Raw genomic sequence first — 21,125 nt, forward strand, 5'->3', positions numbered from 1 at the left:
CCGAGTATAAATGCCTATACACGTCACACTCTTAAAACTCTTTAGTTTTTGCATACTGATAAATTAGCGTGCGAGCATTAACCCAAGCTCCATTTGTTGCACCACGATAGAACAAAGGCACCAAAACAGTTCGAAATGTATATTTAAAACATCACATTAAAATCTATCAACCCCGCTATCACCACTAGCGAGCCCCAAATGGATGCAAAGGCATATTTTTTGCTTAATCATGCAAAAATAATATAAATGGACTTAGGCTCAATGCATTTAACATCACAAGAAAAACACTGGTTGCCCATATTTGGACAGACCGGAAAACTGGCCATGCGTAAAGCATGTTGGCTAAATAGAGAACGTAAAGAACAGCTAAAGCAAACCTTTGAGAGCATTTCTAGCACGCGGGTCAAACTGCTGCATAGTTGGGCAAATACTCAATGGGACTTCTTACAAGATGCCATGTTTTATTTAGCTACCAAACCACTAGAACAACAGCCCGAAGTATTGTCTCAGCTGCTAAGCCGAAACAACGATTTTTCGGAGCTATTTATTGTAGACCTACAAGGTAAAGTTACCGCCAGCAGCTTCCAATCTCACACCGGACAAATAGCCGCCAGTAAACAGGCCCTAGAGCAAGGTATAGCAAAACAATTTCTGCACGGGCCTTATCAAGATCCACGCACACTTGCTCCTGGCGCATCTAGCTCAAAATTTCATGACCAAGTCACCTTAATGTTTTACCAACCGCTAGAGGTGAATGGCCAAATTTCCGGTTGCTTATGCGGACGAGTACCTAATGATGTGTTAGGTGACTTGATTCAACGTGAAGCCGGACATATTTATAGCGAATCTGGCGATAACTACATCTTTATGGTTGATGCAAACTTCGACCGCTCTATAAAGCCAGGCATCGCTTTATCGCGCTCCCGATTTGAAGACAACACCTTTTCTCACGGCGAAAACCTTAAATCGGGCGTAAGTACCGATTGGGGGACAGTAAAAGTGGCTAAGCACACTGAGTTTGAGATCCGTTTTACCGATCCCGCCACGAAAGACCTACATCCCGGTGTGCGTGAAACCATCAAGAATGGCAGCAATGTATTCATCGATTACCCCGGTTATTCTGATTACCGCCATATCCCCGTGGTAGGTAAAGGCATAACCTTCCAACTACGCGGTTCACCCGATGTGTGGGGCATGATGTGTGAAGCCGATTTGGAAGAAGTCTATCGTCATCGCTCACTCAGCCACAAGTTAAGTAATAAATACTTGCTTAGCTCTCTATTTAGCATTGTGCCGCCGCTAGTTATCGCCAATCAATTCAGCTTAAGCGTGAATCAACTGGCCGGTTTACTGTTGCTGTTTTCAGCCCTTAGCTGGCTAGGGTTTAAGCAAATTGTTGCTACACCTTTAGCTAAGCGTTTAGAGAAAATGAGTGGAGTCATTCAAACCATTGCCGAAGGTGATGGCGATTTAAAACGCCGCTTAGATGCCAGCAGGTTTCGACCCGATGAAACCGGCGACCTAGGCCGCTGGATCAATAGCTTTATTGATAATCTAGAAGGCGTAGTAGGCGGTATTATCTATGCATCAAATGAAGTAAAGCAAGTAAGTAGCTCAATGCTCCGCCGCTGTGGAGTGGTAGATAACTGCACTCAGCAAACATCAAACTCTATCGATTCATTGCTTAATCTCGCTCAACACCAACAAGGCGAAATTATCAAAGCCACTCAATCGGCAGAAAACCTTCAACAAGTAATGAGCAATATGGTTGAAAGCGCCGAAACTGAATACCAACATGCAGTAGAAAATACCCAAGAGATCAAACGAATAGTTGAGGCGTCAGCCAAAAGTGTTAACCACGTAAACAACGAAATGAAGCAGATTGAAGACATAGTTAAACTGATTACGGGTATTACAGAGCAAACCAATCTACTGGCCTTAAACGCCGCCATTGAAGCAGCCCGCGCAGGTGAACACGGTAGAGGGTTCTCGGTGGTCGCCGATGAAGTAAGGCACCTTGCAACAAGAACATCGGAAGCGGCCAACCACATTGGTAACACCATGGGTAAGCTGCGTTCACAAACAGAGACCGCAGTGGACTACATGGAGCAAGGCGTTAAAAATGTTGACCAAAGCTCTGCCCTACTCGATTCCGGCCAACGTAGCGAAGAACTGCAACACGCAGTGGAAAGCATGTTTAACACCATTAACCTGATTGCCGGAAACAGCGAGCGGCATAGCGAAACCGCAGAGCAGGCTCAAGTTACCACCTCTTCGCTTGAGCTGTCTTCGCAACAACTTACCCGCCGAACGACCTTGGTTAAAAACTCGATTATTCGCCTACATCAACTGGTAGAGCGTTTTGAGGTCACCAAAGCCGCTTAATGAGAACACTCTAAAATGCTTCCAAATCCGGAGGCATTTTAGCTTCTTGGCTGTTGGCTTTTTAGCTGCTAGGCACCAACCAAAGCACTTGATAGGGTTTCAGTTTGCAACTGGCTAACTCAATAACGGTATCGCCTAACAAGTCTTCACACTCACCTAAATAAGCCTCAGGCAATTGCGCATGATGCTCTACTTGTTGCGGGTACTTTGTTAAGTTAAATACCGCTAGGAGTGACTGCCTAGCAACTGTTTCGTTACCTCTTGGCGCGTCACCGCGTTGCAATACAAACAGGGCATCGCCACAGTCATAAACCCGCTGAGCCGATTCAGGATGAAATGCCCCAATGGTTTTTCGTAAGGCCAATAAGTCTCGATAACGTTGAAATACTTGGGCTTGCGAGCTGTGCTCTTGAGCAAGCAAAGCTTCAAACTCTTCACGCTGCCAACGATGTCGGTTAATCGAGCGAGTGCGGCCAGTTTGCTCAACCAAGGTATGGTCGTTAGCCGTAGCGGTTAAACTATGAATATACACACCCGGTATGCCTTGCAAACTCAACAGCAGTTTTTGGCTGCATAAAAAGCGCTCTACTTGCCATTGGTCTGAACCAGTACGGGTACCTTGCAGGGCATCAAATAGTGAAATATTCAGTTCATAAGGATTTTGAGTGCCGTCGCCGTTCGACTTCATGCTCACAAAACCACCGAAGTTGTGCACCGATTCCGCTAAATCTGTAATTTCGTGCTTAGGTATGATTTGCTCTACCGCTCTCACGCCAATGCCGTCGTGCGATGCAACAAAGTTAAAATAGTTACAACCTTTAGGCAGCGCGACTAAATCACGCGCCCAAGCCGTAAGGTAGTGCCCATTACCACGGTTTAAGGCATGTAATAATAGGGGTGGCAGTGCAAACTGGTAAACCATATGCGCTTCGTCACCTTGGCCAAAATAACTGATATTTTCCTGATGAGGCACGTTAGTTTCGGTAATCAATACCAAGTTGGGATCCAACTGCTGCATAACCCAGCGCAGCAACTTCACTACTGCATGAGTTTGCGGTAAATGAATACAGTTGGTACCCAGTATCTTCCATACAAAGGCCACCGCATCTAAGCGTACAAATCGCGCACCTTGTTCTAAGTAGTAAATAAAAATATCGAGAAAGGCTAACATCACTTTTGGATTAGAGAAGTCTAGGTCGATTTGGTCGTCACTAAAGGTCGCCCAAACGTGTTTCAAACCTTCACGCGTATACACATCAACAATCAAAGGGCTAGTTCTAGGGCGGGTTACCGCGCTGTAATCTAGCTTCGGATCAGACTCTACAAAGTAGTCTTTGCCCTCACCCGACCCATTCACAAAATCGTTAAACCACAAGCTTTGGCGCGAGCAATGATTCATAACCAAATCAAACATAAGCTCAAAGTCTTGGTTAAGCGTGGCAATATCACTCCAGTCACCAAGGTTGTAATTCACTTGTTTGTAGTCGATGACAGAAAAGCCATCGTCTGAGCTAAATGGGAAAAATGGCAATATATGTACTGAGCTAATTAAACCAGATAGATATTCCCGCAAAAATTGATGCAAGCTTTGCAAAGGCATTAAACCCTTGCTGAGCACGCTATCGCCATAAGTAATGAGAATGAGGTCTTGCTCAGACCATGCTTGATAACGAGGAAAGCTTGATTTAACCCGCTCCACTTTACTCAAGATTTGTTGGGCTAAGTTTGTGTCTAGTTCTGTTCCGTAGATTTTAGTAAGCAGCTGCTCGAGTTCATCCATGTAGGGTCCTCAATAATGGCTTTTGATTCTCATCTAAGAACGTTTCCAATTACTGTGCCAATCAATCAATAATCAAACTCGATTCGCGGCACAATCATAAGTGACTGTATAAAAAGACCTTTAATCAAATTGATTGCACATAAAGCAACACTTATCTCTAAACCGCAAAGCGGGTCATCCGGCATCAATGCTCGCTTTTAACGCAAGCTAATGATGCATTCATCTATTTCGCACCAACAAGGTGCAAGCACAACCTGAGCAACCCTTAAGTGATATCAAAGGAAAATCTATCATTTATCATTAAAACAAACACTTAGCCCTATAGTGGCCGCTTGCTGGCATCGCTCTTGCTGGGTAACAGTAGATGTTAATAAACCCGCACTCATTAAGAATGTAAGGTTACAAGGAGTTCCAATGACCATGATAAAGAAATGTTTATTTCCCGTAGCTGGCTATGGTACCCGCTTTTTACCGGCCACTAAGTCTATGCCGAAAGAAATGCTTCCTATTGTAAACAAGCCACTCGTGCAATACGGCGTAGAAGAAGCGGTTGACGCAGATATGAGCGACATGGCTTTTATTACCGGTCGAGGTAAACGCGCGATTGCCGACCACTTCGACATTAGTTATGAGTTAGAGAACGAAATTGCAGGCACCAGCAAGGAAGAGTATTTAAAAGAAATCCGCCATCTGGTCGACAATGTTAACTGTACCTACACTCGCCAAAAGAAAATGATGGGATTAGGCCATGCGGTTCTTTGTGGCGAAACACTGATTGGCCAAGAACCTTTTGGCGTAGTGTTAGCCGACGATTTATGTTTTGGTGATGACGGTGGCGTATTGGCCCAAATGACCAAACTCTACGAACAATTCCGTTGCTCAATTATTGCGGTAATGGAGGTGCCCCTTGAAGAGGCTCATAAATACGGGGTCATTGAAGGTGAAGCCTTACGAGACGATTTATTCCGTGTTACTTCAATGGTAGAAAAACCCGCCAAAGGCGAAGAGCCCTCTAACCTTGCGGTAATTGGCCGCTATATTCTTACTCCTGATATTTTTAGCTTAATTCGCGATACCAAACCAGGAAAAAATGGCGAAATTCAATTAACCGATGCGCTGTTAACCCAGGCACAAAATGGTTGTGTAATGGCGTATAAATTTAAAGGGAAACGTTTTGATTGCGGCAGTGTTGAAGGCTTTGTTGAAGCCACCAATTACTGCTTCGAGAACTTATACGGTAAGTAAGTGCTAACATCAGTGCCAGCGTTAAGGCGTTGGCACTGGTTCTACCAAAGCCGGTTGTAAATTAAAACCCATGTGAACCAGAGTATATCCGGTATAACGCTCTGGCCTTTTCCACACTACCTCGAAACGATGGCGCAAGTAAAAGCTAAAGGCTTCTGAGTTATCGGCAAATAAATGCAGTACCAAGCGCGAACGCAAACTCTTGGCTAGTTCTAATAGCTGTGAGCCAATGCCTTTACGTTGCCAACTTGGCGACACAAATAATGCGATGAGCTTTTCGTCCATCAATGCTAAAAAGCCGCAAACCTGTCCTGCCACTTCGGCAACCCAAACCTCAGATTTAAATTGGTACAAACGCTGCAGCGCATCTTGTCGCTCCCACCAGTATTTACCAGGCAAAAAATCATGTGCGCGCAAACTGGCAGCAAGCCAAATATCGCCAATTTCTTCGTAATCGTTTTGCTCGGCTTTGCGGAGTGTTAAACCCGCAGCGTTAGTAAAAGAGTTCAAAGCACTTGCTTCACTTTCTGTTCATAGATTAATCATTATGGGTAATAAGGAAAAATCGCAGTGTGAATTAGATCGTGTTCTACTTGCTCATGCCCGACATAGATCACAAGGTGTTAACAAAATCACAAATGATTCGCTTAACACCTATCTACGCGTACTGGTTTTCAGGTTTACAGAAGCCATAACCAGATGACAGTTTGACTCTGTGATGCTGCTTCAGTTAAGGCTTACGGTACTGGGGTAATAGTGGAGATGTCACAAAAGCTATTATATTGACGGGTTTGGGCTTCCAGTTTTACTTTCTTACCTGAACCAGCCAATTGAGTGAGCAATAAAGAGTATTCTTCAAACTGCGGATGCTCACTGAGTAAATACAAACCTCCTTGGCTTGCGGGACAACTATTGATGCTAGGTGCAGGTAACACGGCAACCAAAAGGCCTTGTTTAACTTCTTTCACGTTTTCGATACTTAACTGCGAAGGCAAATTAGCTAATTCAGCATGTGACGTTGATATAAACAGCAAGGAGGCAAACGCCAAAACAATTTTTCTCATAAATATCTCCAACAACAACGAGGTTTATAATGCACTTAACCAACTTAGTTTACGCCAAACCAGCAAGCCGCCCTAGGTATTCACTGCATTTTTGCAAAACCTGCCACAACAAAAATAGCCCTAAGAAATAATTCATTAAAGTGAATAACAAAACATAAGAGAAATAATCGCCGCCAGCTACAATTATTTACCGAGCTCGCTACTTTACAAGGTAGCTAGCGCGATACGCTTCAATATTTCCTAAAAGCCGATTTAAAATGCATAAATACAAAACATCAGCAGATGCTATATTTTTTGTAAAAGTCTCTGGCAAATAGGCTTAATATTATTTACTATTCGCTCAATTAACTCATAACCAACTGTAAAAATAGAATTGTGGTTAAGATGTAGAGTTTTTGCTCTTTTGATGATGTAGCCATCACGGTGGTTTACATTTGACAAAAACGAGAAAGCAACATGATTTTTTATTCTAGATTTACGCATATAAGTGACTAACCGACACGTCACCTTCTGAGCGTTTTTCAGCAAAAATATATAATCGCAATCATCTATCGATTCACCCAAATTTAAGTAGCACAAGGAGTGTTTTTATGGGCTTCAACAAATTGTCATATTATATTGTTTTATCGGTGGTTTGTGGCAGTGTTTATTACATCAGCTCTAACGCCCGCCAACCAGGACAAGTCCATCATCTTCACCCAGACAATTCCTTAGCAGGAACCGTCACTCAACCCAAACCAACCCCACCCAGCGCAAATGAGACATCACTTTCTCAAACAAGGCTACAGCAGCCTCAATTACCGGAGAACATCGCCGAGCCTAGCCTCGTTCCACCCTCTGCCATTACCGAAACCGCAGACCTAACACTATGGCGCGGTTCAGAACAAGGTGTTCCCAGTGATTATCAGGACATTGAGGATCCTCGAGTAAATCGAGCGTACTTTGAGCTCAACTCATTAGCATTCACATCTATTACCGATGGCAAACAATTTGACCTGCATATTCCACAAATAGATCAACACTTTGAAGTGTTAGGTACCCAAGTAAAATTTCACCAAAACGGTGACCGAACAATTACTGGCAAGATACTTGACCTTGATGGACATAGTTATTCAGTGGTATTCACCCACGGCGAACATGGCACCTTTGGCAATGTCACCACACCGCAAGGGTCATATGTAATAGAGAGCAATAACGCTGACGGGTGGATAGCCTCGGCGACTGACTTACACAATCTACAAGACTTTTCTAAACCTGATTTCATCGTGCCAAATCCAAATAACCATCAGCAACCAACACCAGAAATCTAAATAACAACAATAAAACCTACTTACACAGCAAGGATGCCGCGAGCTTAGTGGCCAATCAAAGGAAATGAGATGAAAAAAACAATTAAGTCATCGTGGTTAAAATCACTCTCAGGTGCAGCATTAACGTGCACTATTGCGCTTAGCGCTAACCAAGCGCTGGCACTAGATACCATTGATGTAATGGTGCTTTACGATGATGCAGCAGAAGTTGACCGCCGCGGTGCAATAGAAACCTACATCAACCAAATAGTCGCATATAGCAACTCAGCATACGAAGCCAGTAACATGAGTGTTCGAATGCGTTTAGTACACCAACAAAAATTTACCGGCGTAAACGCTACCGCGTTAGATGGAACAGCCTTAGACAATTTAGTAAATAACGCCCAAGTAAAAGAGCTGCGCGCCGAATATGGCGCTGATGTAGTGGCCATGCTAACCAAGGCCACGGGAGGTATTTGTGGTTTAGGTTATGTTGGTACTGGTAGTAATGGGAAAATGAACGATTGGTTCAAAAACTACATGTACTCTATCTCAGGCTCTAACTGCGGTGGGGCAACGTTTGCTCACGAGGTTGGCCACAATATGGGCCTAGCCCACGACCGCAAACAAGACACCGCTGGTGGGGTTTTTCCATATGGCATGGGCCACGGCGTAGATTATAGTTTTGCCACTATTATGGCTTACGCTCACTTATATAATGCGCCATCGGTAGACGTATTCTCTAATCCACGCATTGCCAGTTGTAAGAACCAACCTTGCGGGGTAGACGCATCCTTCTCTAACAGCGCAGACTCAGCCTTAGCGGTAAACCAAATTTCTGCACAAATGGCCGCCTTCTATCCTTCTAAGGTTGTCGATCCTGTAGACCCCGTTGATCCGGTAGACCCCGTTGACCCGGTAGACCCTGTTGACCCGGTAGACCCTGTTGACCCTGTAGATCCAGTAGACCCCGTTGACCCAGTAGATCCCGTAGATCCTGTTGAACCGATAGTGCCAGATCCAATTAACCCAGTACCGGTTATCGACGACAACATCATCACTAACGCTAGCTTTGAAGAAGGCTTAACGCCGTGGTTTGGTCAATATGATTCAGCGATAGCCCTTAACGATGTACGTCGTTTTACCGGTGAGAAAAGCTTACGTTCATACGATCGTAAATACAGCTATGCAGGCCCGGCGTTTCAGTTAAGCAACAAATTACAAGCGGGTGAAAAATACAATTACTCAGCAGCGATAAAACTGCTTGGTGAAGGCAGTCAAAAACTAAACGCCACGCTGTCGGTAGAAGACCAAAACGGACATCGTTTTCAATCAATTGGCGCAACAATGATTAATCCAGACGGTTGGGTAACGCTTGAAGGCACTATTGATTTAACCACTAGCACAAACTTAAAAGGCGCTTATATATTGTTCTATGGCCCAGAAGTAGGCCGTGAATTCTACTTAGACCAAGTTAGCTTAGTAAACCAAAATCCTAATGGCGGTGAAGAAGCCGATCCCATCAATCCAGTGCCAGAGATTGAAGGCAACTTGGTAAGTAATGCCAGTTTTGAACAAGGATTAGCACCTTGGCTTGGTCAGTACAATTCACAAGTGAGCGAATCGGCGATGGCCCGCGCAACTGGCGAATACAGTTTACGCTCGCATGGGCGAACGAAAAACTATGCGGGTCCTGCTATTTACTTAAGCAAGGAACTAACACCGGGGCAAAAATATCAAATTAAAGGCTCGGTTAAACTGCTAGGCACAGGCTCTCAACCCGCTCAGGCTACCTTAGCAATTACCGATAACAATGGCTTCCGCTTCATAAGTCTTGGCAAAAGCGCGATGAACGGTGAGCAATGGAGCGAGTTTGTTGCAGAGTTAGATTTGTCTAGCTCCACCAGCATCGAGTCAGCTTATTTGATGTTCTATGGCCCAGAAGCAGGTCGCGAGTTTTATTTAGACCAAGTGTCGGTAGTCAGCTTAGGAGCAGACATTCCGCCTCAAGAGCCTGTCAACCTATTAGGTAATGGTAGCTTTGAATCAGGCAACGCTGCGAGTTGGCAGTCGGGATATTCGGCCACTACTCGCGTTACAGATACTGCCTATTTAGGTAACTATGGGCTATCTAGTAGCAAGCGAACCGAGTGGTATCACGGCCCTAAACAGCTAATCACCACTAAACTTAAAAACGGCGCTGCCTACCAATTAGACGCTTGGGTTCGCATGGCATCAGGTTCAGATAAAATTGAAACCCGCCTTTACTACCAAGATAGCAGCGGTTACCACTGGGTACGCCTTGATCAAGTAACTGGCACCACGGCATGGTCGCCACTTAGCAGCCAGTTTACGCTTAATTATACAGGCACCCTAAAAGAAGCCGCCCTGCACTTCTTTGGTCCCGCTAGCGGAAGCTCTTTTATGCTAGATGAAGCGGTATTGATCGAGCAGTAAGAAGCAAAAACTAAGTAACAAAAAAAGGCCTCTGTTTGAGGCCTTTTTTATAAGTCAGTGCTTTGCGCAGTCTGGAAATAAGGCTTTCAATTTTAGCTTAGGCTGTGGTTATCTGATAATGCCTTTCAAGATCTTTGGTTACCTCGCCCCAATATGAGGCTTTAACCCTAGCTTGATGACAGTCAAATGCAGCTTGGTTAATAAACACTTCATACACATTAAATTGCTTCGGATTAATCTCATCAGGCTCAACCCTAAACACCAAACAGCCTTCTTCGGCTAAGGTGAGTTGTTTGTGATGAATCAGCGCACATTTTACCGTTTCAAGATTGGCGTCGCTAACTATGATAAAGCCTTGCAGAATGACTGTAGACAAGCAGCTACTCCTGAATAACATAGAATGGTTAATCGCTAGCGACAGCACTATCGCTTAGACAAAGTATAAAGAACCTCACTCACTCTGCCCTATGCCAAACCAAGCGCTAAGAAGAACGGCGACGGTAAAGCTGAGCATCCTCAGCCGAGTACTCGCCCGTTAGTTCTCGTTTAACGTCCTTAGGGTTTACCTGCTCTCTAGGTTTACCATAAGCATATACAACAAACGGGTTATTGCTAACCTTACAACGAACACACATCTCAACCCTGTTATAGCCATCTGGCTCGGTAATACGTTCCAATTTATCCATTACAGCGAGTGCTTTATCAGAGACTTGAAATACCTGCCCTGAAATTCGACTTCCTGAACCTTTTTGCAAAACTAACCAAGGTGAATAGCGCTCTCCCACAAGATACAAAGGGTAACGTTCAATTGTTTCAAACTCACCCCGAAATCGAACGCCGCTATTCGACCGATAGTTAGGGAATCCTTCTTTCAAGGTTCCAAACACAAATACCTTAGGCAAATGACCTCCTTTGTTTACTCAATTAGCACTAAGCAATAGCGGCAAGATTCGACGGCGTAGTTATTCACTAATTCACTCTGCAACCTAGCGCTAATATATTGATAATAGGTAGATTACTCTGCTCTCTCAAGATAAAATACATTTAGAAAATATACATTTACGGCATCTTTAAAGGCGTACAAGAAAGCACAATAAGCCATGCTTTTGATTTACCGCTCTTGTTAAAGCCCCAAGATTAATTTTAAGTCCACATTCAGCGCCTCAAAAAAACCAACATTGCCGCCTGACAAGTCAATCAGTTTTGGTAGAATAGCGCCCCTAATTTATCAAAGAGCTATTCCGTTATGTGGTTTAAAAATCTAATGCTGTTCCGAATTACCAAAGAACTGGAACTTGAACCAGAAAAGCTAGACGCTACGTTAGACGAGTTAAGCTTTAGCCCTTGCGGAAGCCAAGACATCAGCAAATTTGGTTGGGTAACGCCAATGGGCAAATTTGGCCAAAGCCTTACTCACGTTATCGGTAACGAATACTTGGTATGTGCCAAGAAAGAAGAAAAGATGCTACCGGCATCGGTGATTCGCGATACCTTAGCCGACAAAGTTGAGTTAATTGAGCAAGAGCAACAACGCCCGCTTAAAAAAGCAGAGAAAGACGCACTAAAAGAAGAAATTGTGATGACGCTATTACCGCGCGCATTTTCTCGCACTAGCCTAACTTACGCTTGGGTAAGCCCAGATAACAACTTAATTGCTGTTGACGCAGGTAGCGCCAAAAAAGCCGAGGAAGTGATTTCATTATTGCGTAAGTCTTTAGGCAGTTTGCCGGTTACCCCGATTAAATTAGCCAACCAAGCAGATGTGACCATGACTGACTGGCTAAACGAAAAAGCCATTCCAGCTAACTTTGAACTAGGTGAAGAAGCCGAACTGCGCAGCGCGCTAGAAGGCGGCGGTATTATTCGTTGTAAAGAACAAGACTTATTCAGCGATGAAATCAAAGTACACCTAGATGCCGACAAATTCGTGACTAAACTAGAGCTGACTTGGGCTGATTCTATTCGCTTTTTAATTAGCGAAGACATGAGCATTAAAGGCGTTAAGTTTACCGATACCATCACTGAGCAAAACGAAGACATTGATAAAAGTGATGTTGCCGCTCGGTTTGATGCCGATTTCGCCCTAACCAGTGGCGAGCTGACTAAAATGATCCCTGATCTTATTGCAGCCTTAGGCGGCGAATTAACCAGCTAAGTCCCCACAGTTACTTACCTCATTCACCAACCATTAACATAGTTTCAAGTACTTATTAATTGGTTGGTGATTTTTTAGCCAAAAGCATTGCAAGCCCTGTTCTCTCCGCGTAAAATGCGCGCCCTTATTGTGCTGCTCGCAGCCTTCCTCAATGATTCGACTCAGACCCGGAGCTTTGATGTTTACACCAGAATTACTGTCACCTGCTGGCAGCTTAAAAAACATGCGTTACGCTTTTGCCTACGGTGCAGACGCAGTTTACGCAGGTCAGCCTCGTTACTCTTTGCGTGTTCGTAATAACGAATTTAATGCCGAGAATTTACAGCTAGCGATCAACGAAGCTCACGCGCAAAACAAAAAGCTCTACATGGTAAGTAACATTGCCCCGCACAACGCTAAGTTAAAAACTTACCTGCGCGACATTGAGCCAATTATTGCCATGAAGCCTGATGCCTTAATTATGTCTGATCCAGGCATGATTATGATGGTGCGAGAAGCCTTTCCAGACCAAACTATTCACTTGTCGGTTCAAGCCAACGCGATTAACTGGGCAACCGTTAAGTTTTGGCACCAGCAAGGGGTTGAACGGGTTATTTTGTCGCGCGAGTTATCGCTAGACGAAATCGAAGAAATTCGTATGCAAGTGCCAGAAATGGAACTTGAAGTGTTTGTGCATGGCGCCTTATGTATGGCCTACTCTGGCCGCTGTTTGTTGTCTGGCTACATTAACAAGCGCGACCCTAACCAAGGCACCTGTACTAACTCTTGCCGCTGGAAATACAATGCACACGAAGCCAAAGAAAACGAAGTGGGCGATATTATTGCCGCCCAACCACAAATAGTAGAGCCAACTTTAGGCGCTGGCGCCCCTAGCGACCAAGTATTCTTGCTTCAAGAACAAGGCCGCCCTAACGAATACATGCCCGCTTTTGAAGACGAGCACGGCACCTACATTATGAACTCTAAAGATTTACGTGCGATACAACACGTAGAACGTTTGACTAAAATGGGTGTGCACTCGCTTAAAATTGAAGGCCGTACTAAGTCTTTTTATTACTGCGCCCGTACCGCTCAGGTTTATCGCCAAGCGATTAACGATGCAGTTGCAGGCAAGCCTTTCGACCCAAGCCTAATGGGTACCTTAGAAAACCTTGCCCACCGTGGCTACACCGAAGGCTTCTTGCGCCGTCATACTCACGACGAATACCAAAACTACGACTATGGCTATTCGATTAGCGATACTCAACAGTTTGTGGGCGAAGTGGCGGGTCGTAACGCTGCTGGCCTTGCTGAAGTCACCGTTAAGAACAAGTTCTTATTAGGTGACACCCTTGAGTTAATGACGCCACAAGGCAACCTTAACTTTAAATTAGACCACCTAGAAAACAAAAAAGGTGAGCTAATTGACGACGCCAAAGGCAGTGGCCACACGGTATTTTTACCAGTGCCAGAGAATGTAGATTTAGAGCACGCGCTAATTATGCGTAACTTACAATCTGGACAAGATACCCGTAACCCGCATCAAGCTGGCGAAGTGAAGGCTTAAGCAATGGCCCTGCTAATTAGCAAAAAGTGCATCAACTGCGACATGTGCGAGCCAGAATGTCCTAACCAAGCTATTTCTTACGATGGCATTATTACGGTTATCGACCCAGAACGCTGCACCGAATGTAAAGGCCACTACGAGCGCCCTACTTGCATTGATGTATGCCCAATTGATTGCATCGCGGTAGACCCGGCGCATAAAGAAAGCGAAGAGCAGCTTTACGATAAGTTTGTTGCTCTACATGGTGACTTATTGATTGCCAAAGGCTCTGCTTAGCGCCGTATACCTCCAAGCTAAAACTAAAAAGCCACAGTAACAAACTGCGGCTTTTGTTTATCATTTAGCAGACAATAGACCCACATACACGTTTCTGCCCCAAAACGTGTTTAGATTAAGGTTAGTTACATTTTTATCATAAAAAGTGTCGGGTGTTCTCAGGCCTTACCAGCCTTACTTCTACCCGCTTGTGCAAGTTAAGATACATCACTAGGTCCTGCAGACCTTTATAGTAGCGTCAGACTTATTACTAATGCGTTGGGAACGATATGTACCCGCTGCTTTTCCTGTTCTAACAAAAAATAGTACTTTGATGAACCATACAACAGCCTCATTTGAGTGTCGCTGTTGAGCCAGTCAGGGTTATTCTTGGCGTTGATGATATTCATGTGCAGCTTTACTGGAGGGTATAGGTGATCAAAGTAATCACTCTTTGTCCCATTATAGTATTTTCTGTAAGCTTGGCCATACACAGTATCTTTTTTCTCAAGATAACTCAGCGTCGTTTGACCGGAAGAAATGACTTTATCAATATTGTCGTAATTGCCATTAGGATGTAAGAAAAATGGCCAAAGAGATCTAGTGCTAAATAAAAATAAAAAAATTGCAATCGAACCAAGGATCAAAATACGTTTCCAAAGTGCTGCGGCTTTTCTTTTTCGAGCAGGCAGCCCATAGTACCTAAGTGCACTATCTCGCAACATGTTATATAAGCGTAATTTCCTCCTGAGCTTTAATAGTGCCATAACAAACATGCCACCTACTTGAACAGATAAAAAAATGGTATTGGAACTATAGTAGTGTGGAAGGCCCATGGTTTGGGACAACAAATGCTCTGGTACAATAAACAATGCCAGTGAGGTCATAGTTTCAAGGTGCAGATCCAGTAATGTGGCAATCATCAAAAGTATGCTCATCACCATCAACAGCTCAACGGGAAATCCTCGGTCTTTATAAAATTCCGTGACTCCTCCTTCCAACCTTTTAAGGAGTTGCTCCGTTTTATTCTTAGAAAGCTCCAAGTCAGTCTCAATAAGAACGTCTAAAATTTTTGCAAACAGTATTAGGATAATGAGGTTGATGCAGCTGGTGGTAATGTTGTTTATTGGGGCTTTGAGAAACAAGGTAAAGTAGTCATAGGGCTCTAAATAATTGACAATGCGGACATTGAAATCTCTAAATAGAAACTCTCCATATATGTACCCAACCACCGAAAAGCCTAGATACAATACAGAGAGCACAGAGGCAAGAGGATATTCAAGAATGACATTTATTTTTGCTTTTTTCTTAGCGCTTGCTGCATTGTTGTCTTCCATTCAACGTCCTTATTAAGACTACTCCCTGTAGTCTTTCCACACGATTCTTATATTAAGCATTGTACACACGATTAAATTTTCAAACACTCAACAACCCTCTGTAATTTAGAGTTTTTATTGAGCTCAGTCGCGAAAAGGTGAATTAATCATCAAGATGCTGTTACGAATGAACCAAAAGCGATTCATTGTATTTTCTCGTTGAGGGTGGATAATATGTACATAAAATATCTATGTGAAAGAGGGAGGCAATATCGCGTCTAAATATTAATTACTTACCAAGGTTCAAATCAAAACCAAGGTATTCAACAGGCAGTTCAGGGAAAGTGAATACTTCATCTGACTTAATTTTTCTTATCACTAAGCGACTGAGTGTTTCACAGTTTAGTGCAAACTCCGCTTTACTCACAAACGGCGCAGTTTGAAGCGCGGCGATGGCCATGGGGATCGCGTTTAGGTGCTTACTCAACACTAGAGTTCTGTGCCTACCATTAATAAACTTGGCGATACCATGTCTCAAGTATATAACCGGCAAAGCAAATTCCTTTACCGGATCCTCCCCCTCAGAGAACCAGTGTTGATGATAAGCATCGTTAATAATGGCAGACTCTCTGCAGGCTAAATCCTCTTCATCCACTATTTCTCTTAGCTGACTCACATCGACTAAATAATGCTCATCTTTCGCGTTTGGAGCAGAAATCCTAACTAGCACCGTCTCGGAACCCCATATGTATCTTTCACATTTACTGACAGCCCTTTTAACCTAGAGGGCATGTTATCCGTACACATATAATTATATTCAACTCTTACCGTACTTTTAATCCTTAGCTGTCAAATAGAAAGACTATATTAACCTGCTTTATCAATAACATTGACCACACTTCCCTCTAATTTACTGAGCATCTCCACCTGCAAATCCTGCGTATATGGTTTGATACCTTCCAACATTTCATAACCATTAATAAAAAAAGGGGCCCTTCTACCGCGATGGTTAACGATTGGGCTAACCTGCTTAGCCTTAATACCAAAACTTCGCATGTGTCTTTGTAGTCAAGGCTCCATTACAACTGTGCAGGAACAATAAAGAATGCTCGTAGTGCTTGATACAATTACACAAGAGTTTGCCCGTAAGGATGCTCTTTTGTTCAGATCTCACTTTTAATTCCTTCTGTCAGCAGACAATAAAGTCTGATCATTACTATTTTAGAGAAGCTGTTGGACATCCGAGACCTATCTCATTTCTGTCCAAAAACAAGTTTAAGCCATCAAGCAAACAGCGGCACAATTAACGGACAAAGTAAGGCGCTAAATGTCGCGCTTAATACCAAGGCTAACGCGCTGACACGAACAGTGGTAAGCAGTTCTATATGAGGGATATCTCTAACTTACCGAGATATCCCCCTTCTAGAATGTTAAGCGCTCTTAATCTCGGGCTAGTAGAGGTTGCTCGACCTCTGAATATAGGCCTTTCAATAAACTGATACAGCCTATTACCAAGATAACCGCAAAAGGTAGCGCGGCGATGATGGTGATTGACTGCAGCGCCTGAACGGAGTCGGTACCACCGATCCACAACATCAACATAGCAATAAGAGCAGAGATAACCGCCCAAAAAACCTTCTGTATAATTGGCAATTCCAGCTTGCCTCCAGCTGTCATGCTATCAACTACGATAGAGCCAGAATCTAGAGTAGTAACAAAGAATACGATGATCAGTGCGATAGCAATGATTGATAACATATTGCCCATTGGGTAAGCATCGAGCATGTAGAACAAACTTAATGAGACATCGGCAATACCTTGATCAGCACCTAGCAGCCCAATTTTATCTATGATTTGTTGAATAGCGATACCGCCAAAAAAGGACATCCAAGCAGTTGTTACTGCGGTAGGAATACACAATACACAAACTAAGAATTCGCGAACTGTTCGCCCTTTTGAAATTCGCGCAACAAACATACCGAACAATGGCGCATAAGCTATCCACCAAGCCCAGTAAAATACGGTCCAGCCATGTAGCCACGTAGTATCGTCACGACCAGAGTTTTGACTTAGGGGAATGATGTTTTTCACATACCCGACAAGGCCTGTCATTAATGAGTCGAAGACAGTGGTGAAATTTAGAAGGCCAAGAACACCAAGGAATACAAAAGCAATAATCATGTTGATGTTGCTCAACAGTTTTACGCCGCCGTCCATGCCTCTAATGATGGAGACAATGGCTAGCCCCATAATTGATAGAATAATGGCTATTTGAAGGAAAAGGCTGTTATCAACACCAAATACATGGCTGATTCCACTTGCTGCTTGCGAGCCACCTAGACCAAGTGAGGTAGCAAGGCCAAATAAAACAACCAATACCGCCATAACATCAATAAGGTCACCAATTCTTCCCCATACTTTGTCGCCTAGTAGTGGGTAAAAAATGGAGCGAATTGAAAGTGGCAGGCCTTTGTTATACACAAAATATGCTAGACATAAGGCTGTCATTCCGTATATTGCCCAAGCATGAAATCCCCAGTGGAAAAGGGATGCGCCGAGCGCTAGTTCACGACCTTCTGGTGTAAATGGCGCGACATCTAAGGGTGTACCAAACCAATTGGTGTAGAAGGCTGTTGGCTCGGCAACTCCCCAAAATATAAGCCCAATTCCCATGCCTGCTGCAAACAACATGGCGATCCACGAAACCGTGGAATAGTCAGTTTTGGCATTATCACCACCTAATCGAATTTTCCCTAATGGGGAAAAAGCGATACCAATAGCAAAAATCAATATGATGTTTGCGCTCCACATGAAAACAAAATCGAATTTGGATAAAGCTGCAGCTTTAACGGTATCAATAGCGGCCTTTGCTTCGGCGGGCGAAAGGATAAGAAGAGCGACAATAAATAGAATTGATAAACCCGCTGAAGCAATGAAAACGGAGTTATGTACATCCATACCCCACTTGCTTATGTTGTCTTGACCAACTTCATAGTCAGTTGAGTTTATACTGTATTTTTGAGATTTAAATTGCATAACGAAAAGTTTACTTATTCTAGTAAAGGAATAAGAAGACCGCCCCCTGTTGATTGGTAATAATTAGGTTTCTAACCCTCATAAATAGGGCTAAAAACAACAACCTTACGGCGTGATTCGTGTTCAGAACTTAAACTCTAAACGCAAGCCGACAACCCTAGCATAAACGCGAAACCTAAGAGGTGACCTAGAACAGTGTTCATGGCAAGTATTGTCGTACTTAAATTGACGATGTTAAGCAGTAAATCTCTGAGATTTTAGATGGACTCATTGATGTCCAAAGGCCTGTTGCACCAATCGCTTGGGCCAACAGGCTTTTGTCCAAAAAAATCTAAAGGCATCGGGCTGTTATTAAGGTTAATTTAAGCAAACAGCGGCACAATTAGCGGACAAAGTAAGGCGCTAAATGTCGCGCTTAATACCAAAGCTAACGCGCTGTATGCGCCATGTTGGTGGCCTTCTTCAGCAATACGTGCGGTGCCTAAAGCATGGCAGGCAGTACCCATAGCAATGCCCTGCGCTTTACTTGAATGTACCCCACATAGTTTTAATACTGGAATACCAACCACCGCCCCCACCAAGCCGGTAATCAGAACAGCAATGGCGGTTAATGCTGGCTCACCCGCCACTTGCTCACTAATGAGCACCGCAATTGGTGTGGTAACCGACTTGGGTGCTAGTGAGGCGGCTATTTCCGGCGAAGCACCTACCATTAACGCCATTGCTACCGTTGAGCTAATAGCGACAGCAGCCGCCACCAGTATGGTTATCGCAATGCGTGGTAACTCTGACTTTATCTCATAAAGCTGCTTGTAAAGAGGCACACCTAAGGCCACCACTGCTGGCTCTAATAGCTTACTAAGCCAACCACTGTATTGGTTATAGTCGGCAAAAGGGATATCTAAGGCTAGTAAGGCAATCACCAAAATAGTTAGGGTAATAAGAACCGGATTAAGCCAGGTAACAGAAAAGCGCTGCTGAAAATGCTTAGCGGCAATAAATAAGGCAATAGTGAGTGGAAGATAGAGGAAGTTAATCATTATTTAGCATCCTCATTTACCGCTGATTGCTGGGTATTATTTGAGTCGCTTTTTAGCTCCCAATGCTGGTAAAGCTTACCAATTACCACTAACAATATTAAGGTAGCGAAGGCACAGGTGACCAACATAGCCGGCAGCGCCTGTAATAAAGTTTCAATGTGCTCCACTAAGCCGATGCTAATAGGCACAAACAACAGGGACATCCAGCGCACAAATTGATTTGCGGTACGCTCTACCCAAGCCAGCTTTACCCAGCGGAGTTGCAAAGCTGTGGTAAGCAGCAACATACCCATAATGCTTGCAGGGAGAAGGTTTCCGCTAAGTTCGCCCAGCCAACGACCAAGCCATAAAGCGGCATAAATAACCAATAGGCCGGAGGCAATTTCTAGAACAGCTGATTTCTGAAACTTTCTCATAACTTCTGTCGACTTTTGTTATTCAATGACGCTATTATGTAATAAAATTACAAAACAAGCTATCGTTAGCTACTATTGTTTTAGGAGCCGCTATGAAGATCAGTTTTTTCAGCGCTAAGCGCTACGACCGTGACCATTTTGATGCCCAAAATACTTCTTCAGCCATTAGCATAGAATATTTCGACATCGCCTTATCTGCTAAAACGGCGCGTTTAGCGCATGGCGCAGATGCAGTATGTGCCTTTGTAAACGATGACCTGTCGGCAGCAACTTTAGAAGAGCTGCACAATCACGGCATTAAACTGGTATTGCTACGTTGTGCCGGTTTTAATAATGTTGATTTGGCCAAAGCAGAGCAGCTAGGCATTACCGTTTCTCGAGTACCAGCCTACTCGCCAGAAGCGGTGGCCGAACACGCCATCGCATTAATGATGACGCTAAACCGCCGTATTCACAAAGCCTACCAACGTACCCGCGATGCCAACTTCTCGTTAGAAGGGTTAACCGGCATGAACATCTTCGGTAAAACCGCTGGGGTAATAGGTACCGGCAAAATTGGCTTGGCTACTGCGCGTATTTTAAAAGGCTTTGGCTGTAAAGTTATCGCCTTTGACCCTTATCCAAACCAAGCAGCAATTGATTTGGGTATTGAATACGTGACCATGGCAGAGCTTTTGGCACAATCACAAATCATTAGCTTGCACTGCCCGCTTACTGCCGAAAATACCTATTTAATTGGTAAGTCTGCCTTTAGCCAAATGCAAAAAGGCACCCTGCTTATTAACACGAGTCGCGGCAAGTTAGTGGATTCTACTGCCTGTATTGAAGCGCTAAAAGATGGCACCTTAGGCGGCTTAGCTTTAGATGTATACGAGCATGAAAAAGAGCTGTTCTTTGAAGATTTGTCAGCTGAAGTAATCCTTGATGACGTATTCCGCCGTTTGTCGGCTTGTCATAACGTTATCTTTACTGGCCACCAAGCCTTCTTAACCCAAGAAGCCTTGCAGAGCATTGCCGACACAACTTTGCTTAACGTAAAAGCATTTAGCGAAGGCCAACGTAGCGGAAATGAAGTCACCGCTGAAGTGATAGATAACAGCTAACGCGACGAAACAAACTGAAAAACAAAAGGCAGCACAAT

Annotated in this window: 18 protein-coding genes; 8 read left to right on the forward strand and 10 right to left on the reverse strand. The window is 43.9% G+C overall.

Annotation, left to right across the window (positions count from 1 at the left end; translation table 11 throughout):
* Positions 1-261: 261 nt before the first annotated feature.
* On the forward strand, positions 262-2,385 hold the full coding sequence (locus Q4549_RS14920) for a methyl-accepting chemotaxis protein (RefSeq protein ID WP_303552925.1): 2,124 nt from the start codon (positions 262-264) through the stop codon (positions 2,383-2,385).
* 61 nt (positions 2,386-2,446) lie between these two features.
* Here Q4549_RS14920 and Q4549_RS14925 read toward each other — a convergent pair whose 3' ends face one another.
* A complete protein-coding gene (locus tag Q4549_RS14925; RefSeq protein ID WP_303552924.1) occupies positions 2,447-4,165 on the reverse strand; it encodes a sugar phosphorylase in 1,719 nt (572 codons plus the stop codon).
* Positions 4,166-4,585: 420 nt separating this feature from the next.
* Between Q4549_RS14925 and galU the strand changes: the two genes are divergently transcribed.
* Positions 4,586-5,410: a UTP--glucose-1-phosphate uridylyltransferase GalU gene (gene galU / locus Q4549_RS14930; RefSeq protein WP_303553020.1), complete on the forward strand. Its 825-nt coding sequence runs from the start codon at positions 4,586-4,588 to the stop codon at positions 5,408-5,410.
* A gap of 21 nt (positions 5,411-5,431) precedes the next feature.
* Here the strand turns inward: galU and Q4549_RS14935 are convergent, their stop codons facing one another.
* Together Q4549_RS14935 and Q4549_RS14940 are read right to left on the reverse strand one after the other, a co-directional pair.
* Entirely contained in the window at positions 5,432-5,920 is a 489-nt protein-coding gene (locus Q4549_RS14935; RefSeq protein ID WP_137671470.1) for a GNAT family N-acetyltransferase, read from the reverse strand.
* A gap of 227 nt (positions 5,921-6,147) precedes the next feature.
* Entirely contained in the window at positions 6,148-6,474 is a 327-nt protein-coding gene (locus Q4549_RS14940; RefSeq protein WP_137671471.1) for a hypothetical protein, read from the reverse strand.
* Between the two features lie 590 nt (positions 6,475-7,064).
* On the opposite strand from Q4549_RS14940, the gene Q4549_RS14945 reads away from it, so the two are divergent.
* The gene (locus tag Q4549_RS14945) at positions 7,065-7,784 is read left to right on the forward strand and encodes a hypothetical protein (protein WP_303552923.1); all 720 of its coding nucleotides are present in this window, start codon (positions 7,065-7,067) and stop codon (positions 7,782-7,784) included.
* Positions 7,785-7,853: 69 nt separating this feature from the next.
* Entirely contained in the window at positions 7,854-10,220 is a 2,367-nt protein-coding gene (locus Q4549_RS14950; protein ID WP_303552922.1) for a carbohydrate binding domain-containing protein, read from the forward strand.
* A gap of 97 nt (positions 10,221-10,317) precedes the next feature.
* Here the strand turns inward: Q4549_RS14950 and Q4549_RS14955 are convergent, their stop codons facing one another.
* Positions 10,318-10,596 (reverse strand): putative quinol monooxygenase, encoded by a 279-nt coding sequence (locus Q4549_RS14955; protein ID WP_303552921.1) that lies wholly within the window; start codon positions 10,594-10,596, stop codon positions 10,318-10,320.
* A gap of 106 nt (positions 10,597-10,702) precedes the next feature.
* Complete coding sequence (locus tag Q4549_RS14960) at positions 10,703-11,122, reverse strand: gamma-glutamylcyclotransferase (protein ID WP_303514122.1); 420 nt, start codon at positions 11,120-11,122, stop codon at positions 10,703-10,705.
* Between the two features lie 344 nt (positions 11,123-11,466).
* Here Q4549_RS14960 and rdgC point away from each other — a divergent pair, with 344 nt between their 5' ends.
* The 3 genes from rdgC (at position 11,467) to Q4549_RS14975 (ending at position 14,197) form a co-directional block, all read left to right on the forward strand.
* Entirely contained in the window at positions 11,467-12,375 is a 909-nt protein-coding gene (rdgC, locus tag Q4549_RS14965) for a recombination-associated protein RdgC (RefSeq protein ID WP_137671476.1), read from the forward strand.
* A 178-nt stretch (positions 12,376-12,553) separates the two neighbouring features.
* On the forward strand, positions 12,554-13,921 hold the full coding sequence (yegQ, locus tag Q4549_RS14970) for a tRNA 5-hydroxyuridine modification protein YegQ (protein ID WP_303514116.1): 1,368 nt from the start codon (positions 12,554-12,556) through the stop codon (positions 13,919-13,921).
* A gap of 3 nt (positions 13,922-13,924) precedes the next feature.
* Positions 13,925-14,197: a YfhL family 4Fe-4S dicluster ferredoxin gene (locus tag Q4549_RS14975; RefSeq protein WP_303552920.1), complete on the forward strand. Its 273-nt coding sequence runs from the start codon at positions 13,925-13,927 to the stop codon at positions 14,195-14,197.
* A gap of 227 nt (positions 14,198-14,424) precedes the next feature.
* Here the strand turns inward: Q4549_RS14975 and Q4549_RS14980 are convergent, their stop codons facing one another.
* The 5 genes from Q4549_RS14980 to Q4549_RS15000 all read right to left on the reverse strand — a co-directional run bounded on the left by Q4549_RS14980 (position 14,425) and on the right by Q4549_RS15000 (position 19,984).
* Positions 14,425-15,513: a hypothetical protein gene (locus Q4549_RS14980; protein ID WP_303552919.1), complete on the reverse strand. Its 1,089-nt coding sequence runs from the start codon at positions 15,511-15,513 to the stop codon at positions 14,425-14,427.
* 268 nt (positions 15,514-15,781) lie between these two features.
* Complete coding sequence (locus Q4549_RS14985; RefSeq protein WP_303552918.1) at positions 15,782-16,222, reverse strand: hypothetical protein; 441 nt, start codon at positions 16,220-16,222, stop codon at positions 15,782-15,784.
* 710 nt (positions 16,223-16,932) lie between these two features.
* Positions 16,933-18,528, reverse strand: a complete 1,596-nt coding sequence (locus Q4549_RS14990) for a BCCT family transporter (protein ID WP_303552916.1) — start codon at positions 18,526-18,528, stop codon at positions 16,933-16,935.
* Positions 18,529-18,890: 362 nt separating this feature from the next.
* The gene (locus Q4549_RS14995) at positions 18,891-19,568 is read right to left on the reverse strand and encodes an LrgB family protein (protein WP_303552915.1); all 678 of its coding nucleotides are present in this window, start codon (positions 19,566-19,568) and stop codon (positions 18,891-18,893) included.
* Positions 19,568-19,984 carry a CidA/LrgA family protein gene (locus Q4549_RS15000; protein WP_137671486.1) on the reverse strand — a complete coding sequence of 139 codons (417 nt, stop codon included), beginning with the start codon at positions 19,982-19,984 and terminating at the stop codon, positions 19,568-19,570. Before Q4549_RS15000 ends, Q4549_RS14995 begins: the two co-directional genes overlap by 1 nt.
* Positions 19,985-20,076: 92 nt before the next feature.
* Here Q4549_RS15000 and Q4549_RS15005 point away from each other — a divergent pair, with 92 nt between their 5' ends.
* Entirely contained in the window at positions 20,077-21,087 is a 1,011-nt protein-coding gene (locus Q4549_RS15005; protein WP_137671487.1) for a 2-hydroxyacid dehydrogenase, read from the forward strand.
* Positions 21,088-21,125: the final 38 nt, after the last annotated feature.

The sequence above is a fragment of the Agarivorans sp. 2_MG-2023 genome, assembly GCF_030548085.1.
In the GTDB taxonomy this organism is placed as follows: Bacteria; Pseudomonadota; Gammaproteobacteria; order Enterobacterales; family Celerinatantimonadaceae; genus Agarivorans.

Coding starts and splice junctions, on each gene's coding strand:
- Q4549_RS14920 (WP_303552925.1), top strand. CDS start 262: ATGCATTTAACATCACAAGAAAAACACTGGTTGCCCATATTTGGACAG.
- Q4549_RS14925 (WP_303552924.1), bottom strand. CDS start 4,165: ATGGATGAACTCGAGCAGCTGCTTACTAAAATCTACGGAACAGAACTA.
- galU (WP_303553020.1), top strand. CDS start 4,586: ATGATAAAGAAATGTTTATTTCCCGTAGCTGGCTATGGTACCCGCTTT.
- Q4549_RS14940 (WP_137671471.1), bottom strand. CDS start 6,474: ATGAGAAAAATTGTTTTGGCGTTTGCCTCCTTGCTGTTTATATCAACG.
- Q4549_RS14945 (WP_303552923.1), top strand. CDS start 7,065: ATGGGCTTCAACAAATTGTCATATTATATTGTTTTATCGGTGGTTTGT.
- Q4549_RS14950 (WP_303552922.1), top strand. CDS start 7,854: ATGAAAAAAACAATTAAGTCATCGTGGTTAAAATCACTCTCAGGTGCA.
- rdgC (WP_137671476.1), top strand. CDS start 11,467: ATGTGGTTTAAAAATCTAATGCTGTTCCGAATTACCAAAGAACTGGAA.
- yegQ (WP_303514116.1), top strand. CDS start 12,554: ATGTTTACACCAGAATTACTGTCACCTGCTGGCAGCTTAAAAAACATG.
- Q4549_RS14975 (WP_303552920.1), top strand. CDS start 13,925: ATGGCCCTGCTAATTAGCAAAAAGTGCATCAACTGCGACATGTGCGAG.
- Q4549_RS14980 (WP_303552919.1), bottom strand. CDS start 15,513: ATGGAAGACAACAATGCAGCAAGCGCTAAGAAAAAAGCAAAAATAAAT.
- Q4549_RS14990 (WP_303552916.1), bottom strand. CDS start 18,528: ATGCAATTTAAATCTCAAAAATACAGTATAAACTCAACTGACTATGAA.
- Q4549_RS14995 (WP_303552915.1), bottom strand. CDS start 19,568: ATGATTAACTTCCTCTATCTTCCACTCACTATTGCCTTATTTATTGCC.
- Q4549_RS15000 (WP_137671486.1), bottom strand. CDS start 19,984: ATGAGAAAGTTTCAGAAATCAGCTGTTCTAGAAATTGCCTCCGGCCTA.
- Q4549_RS15005 (WP_137671487.1), top strand. CDS start 20,077: ATGAAGATCAGTTTTTTCAGCGCTAAGCGCTACGACCGTGACCATTTT.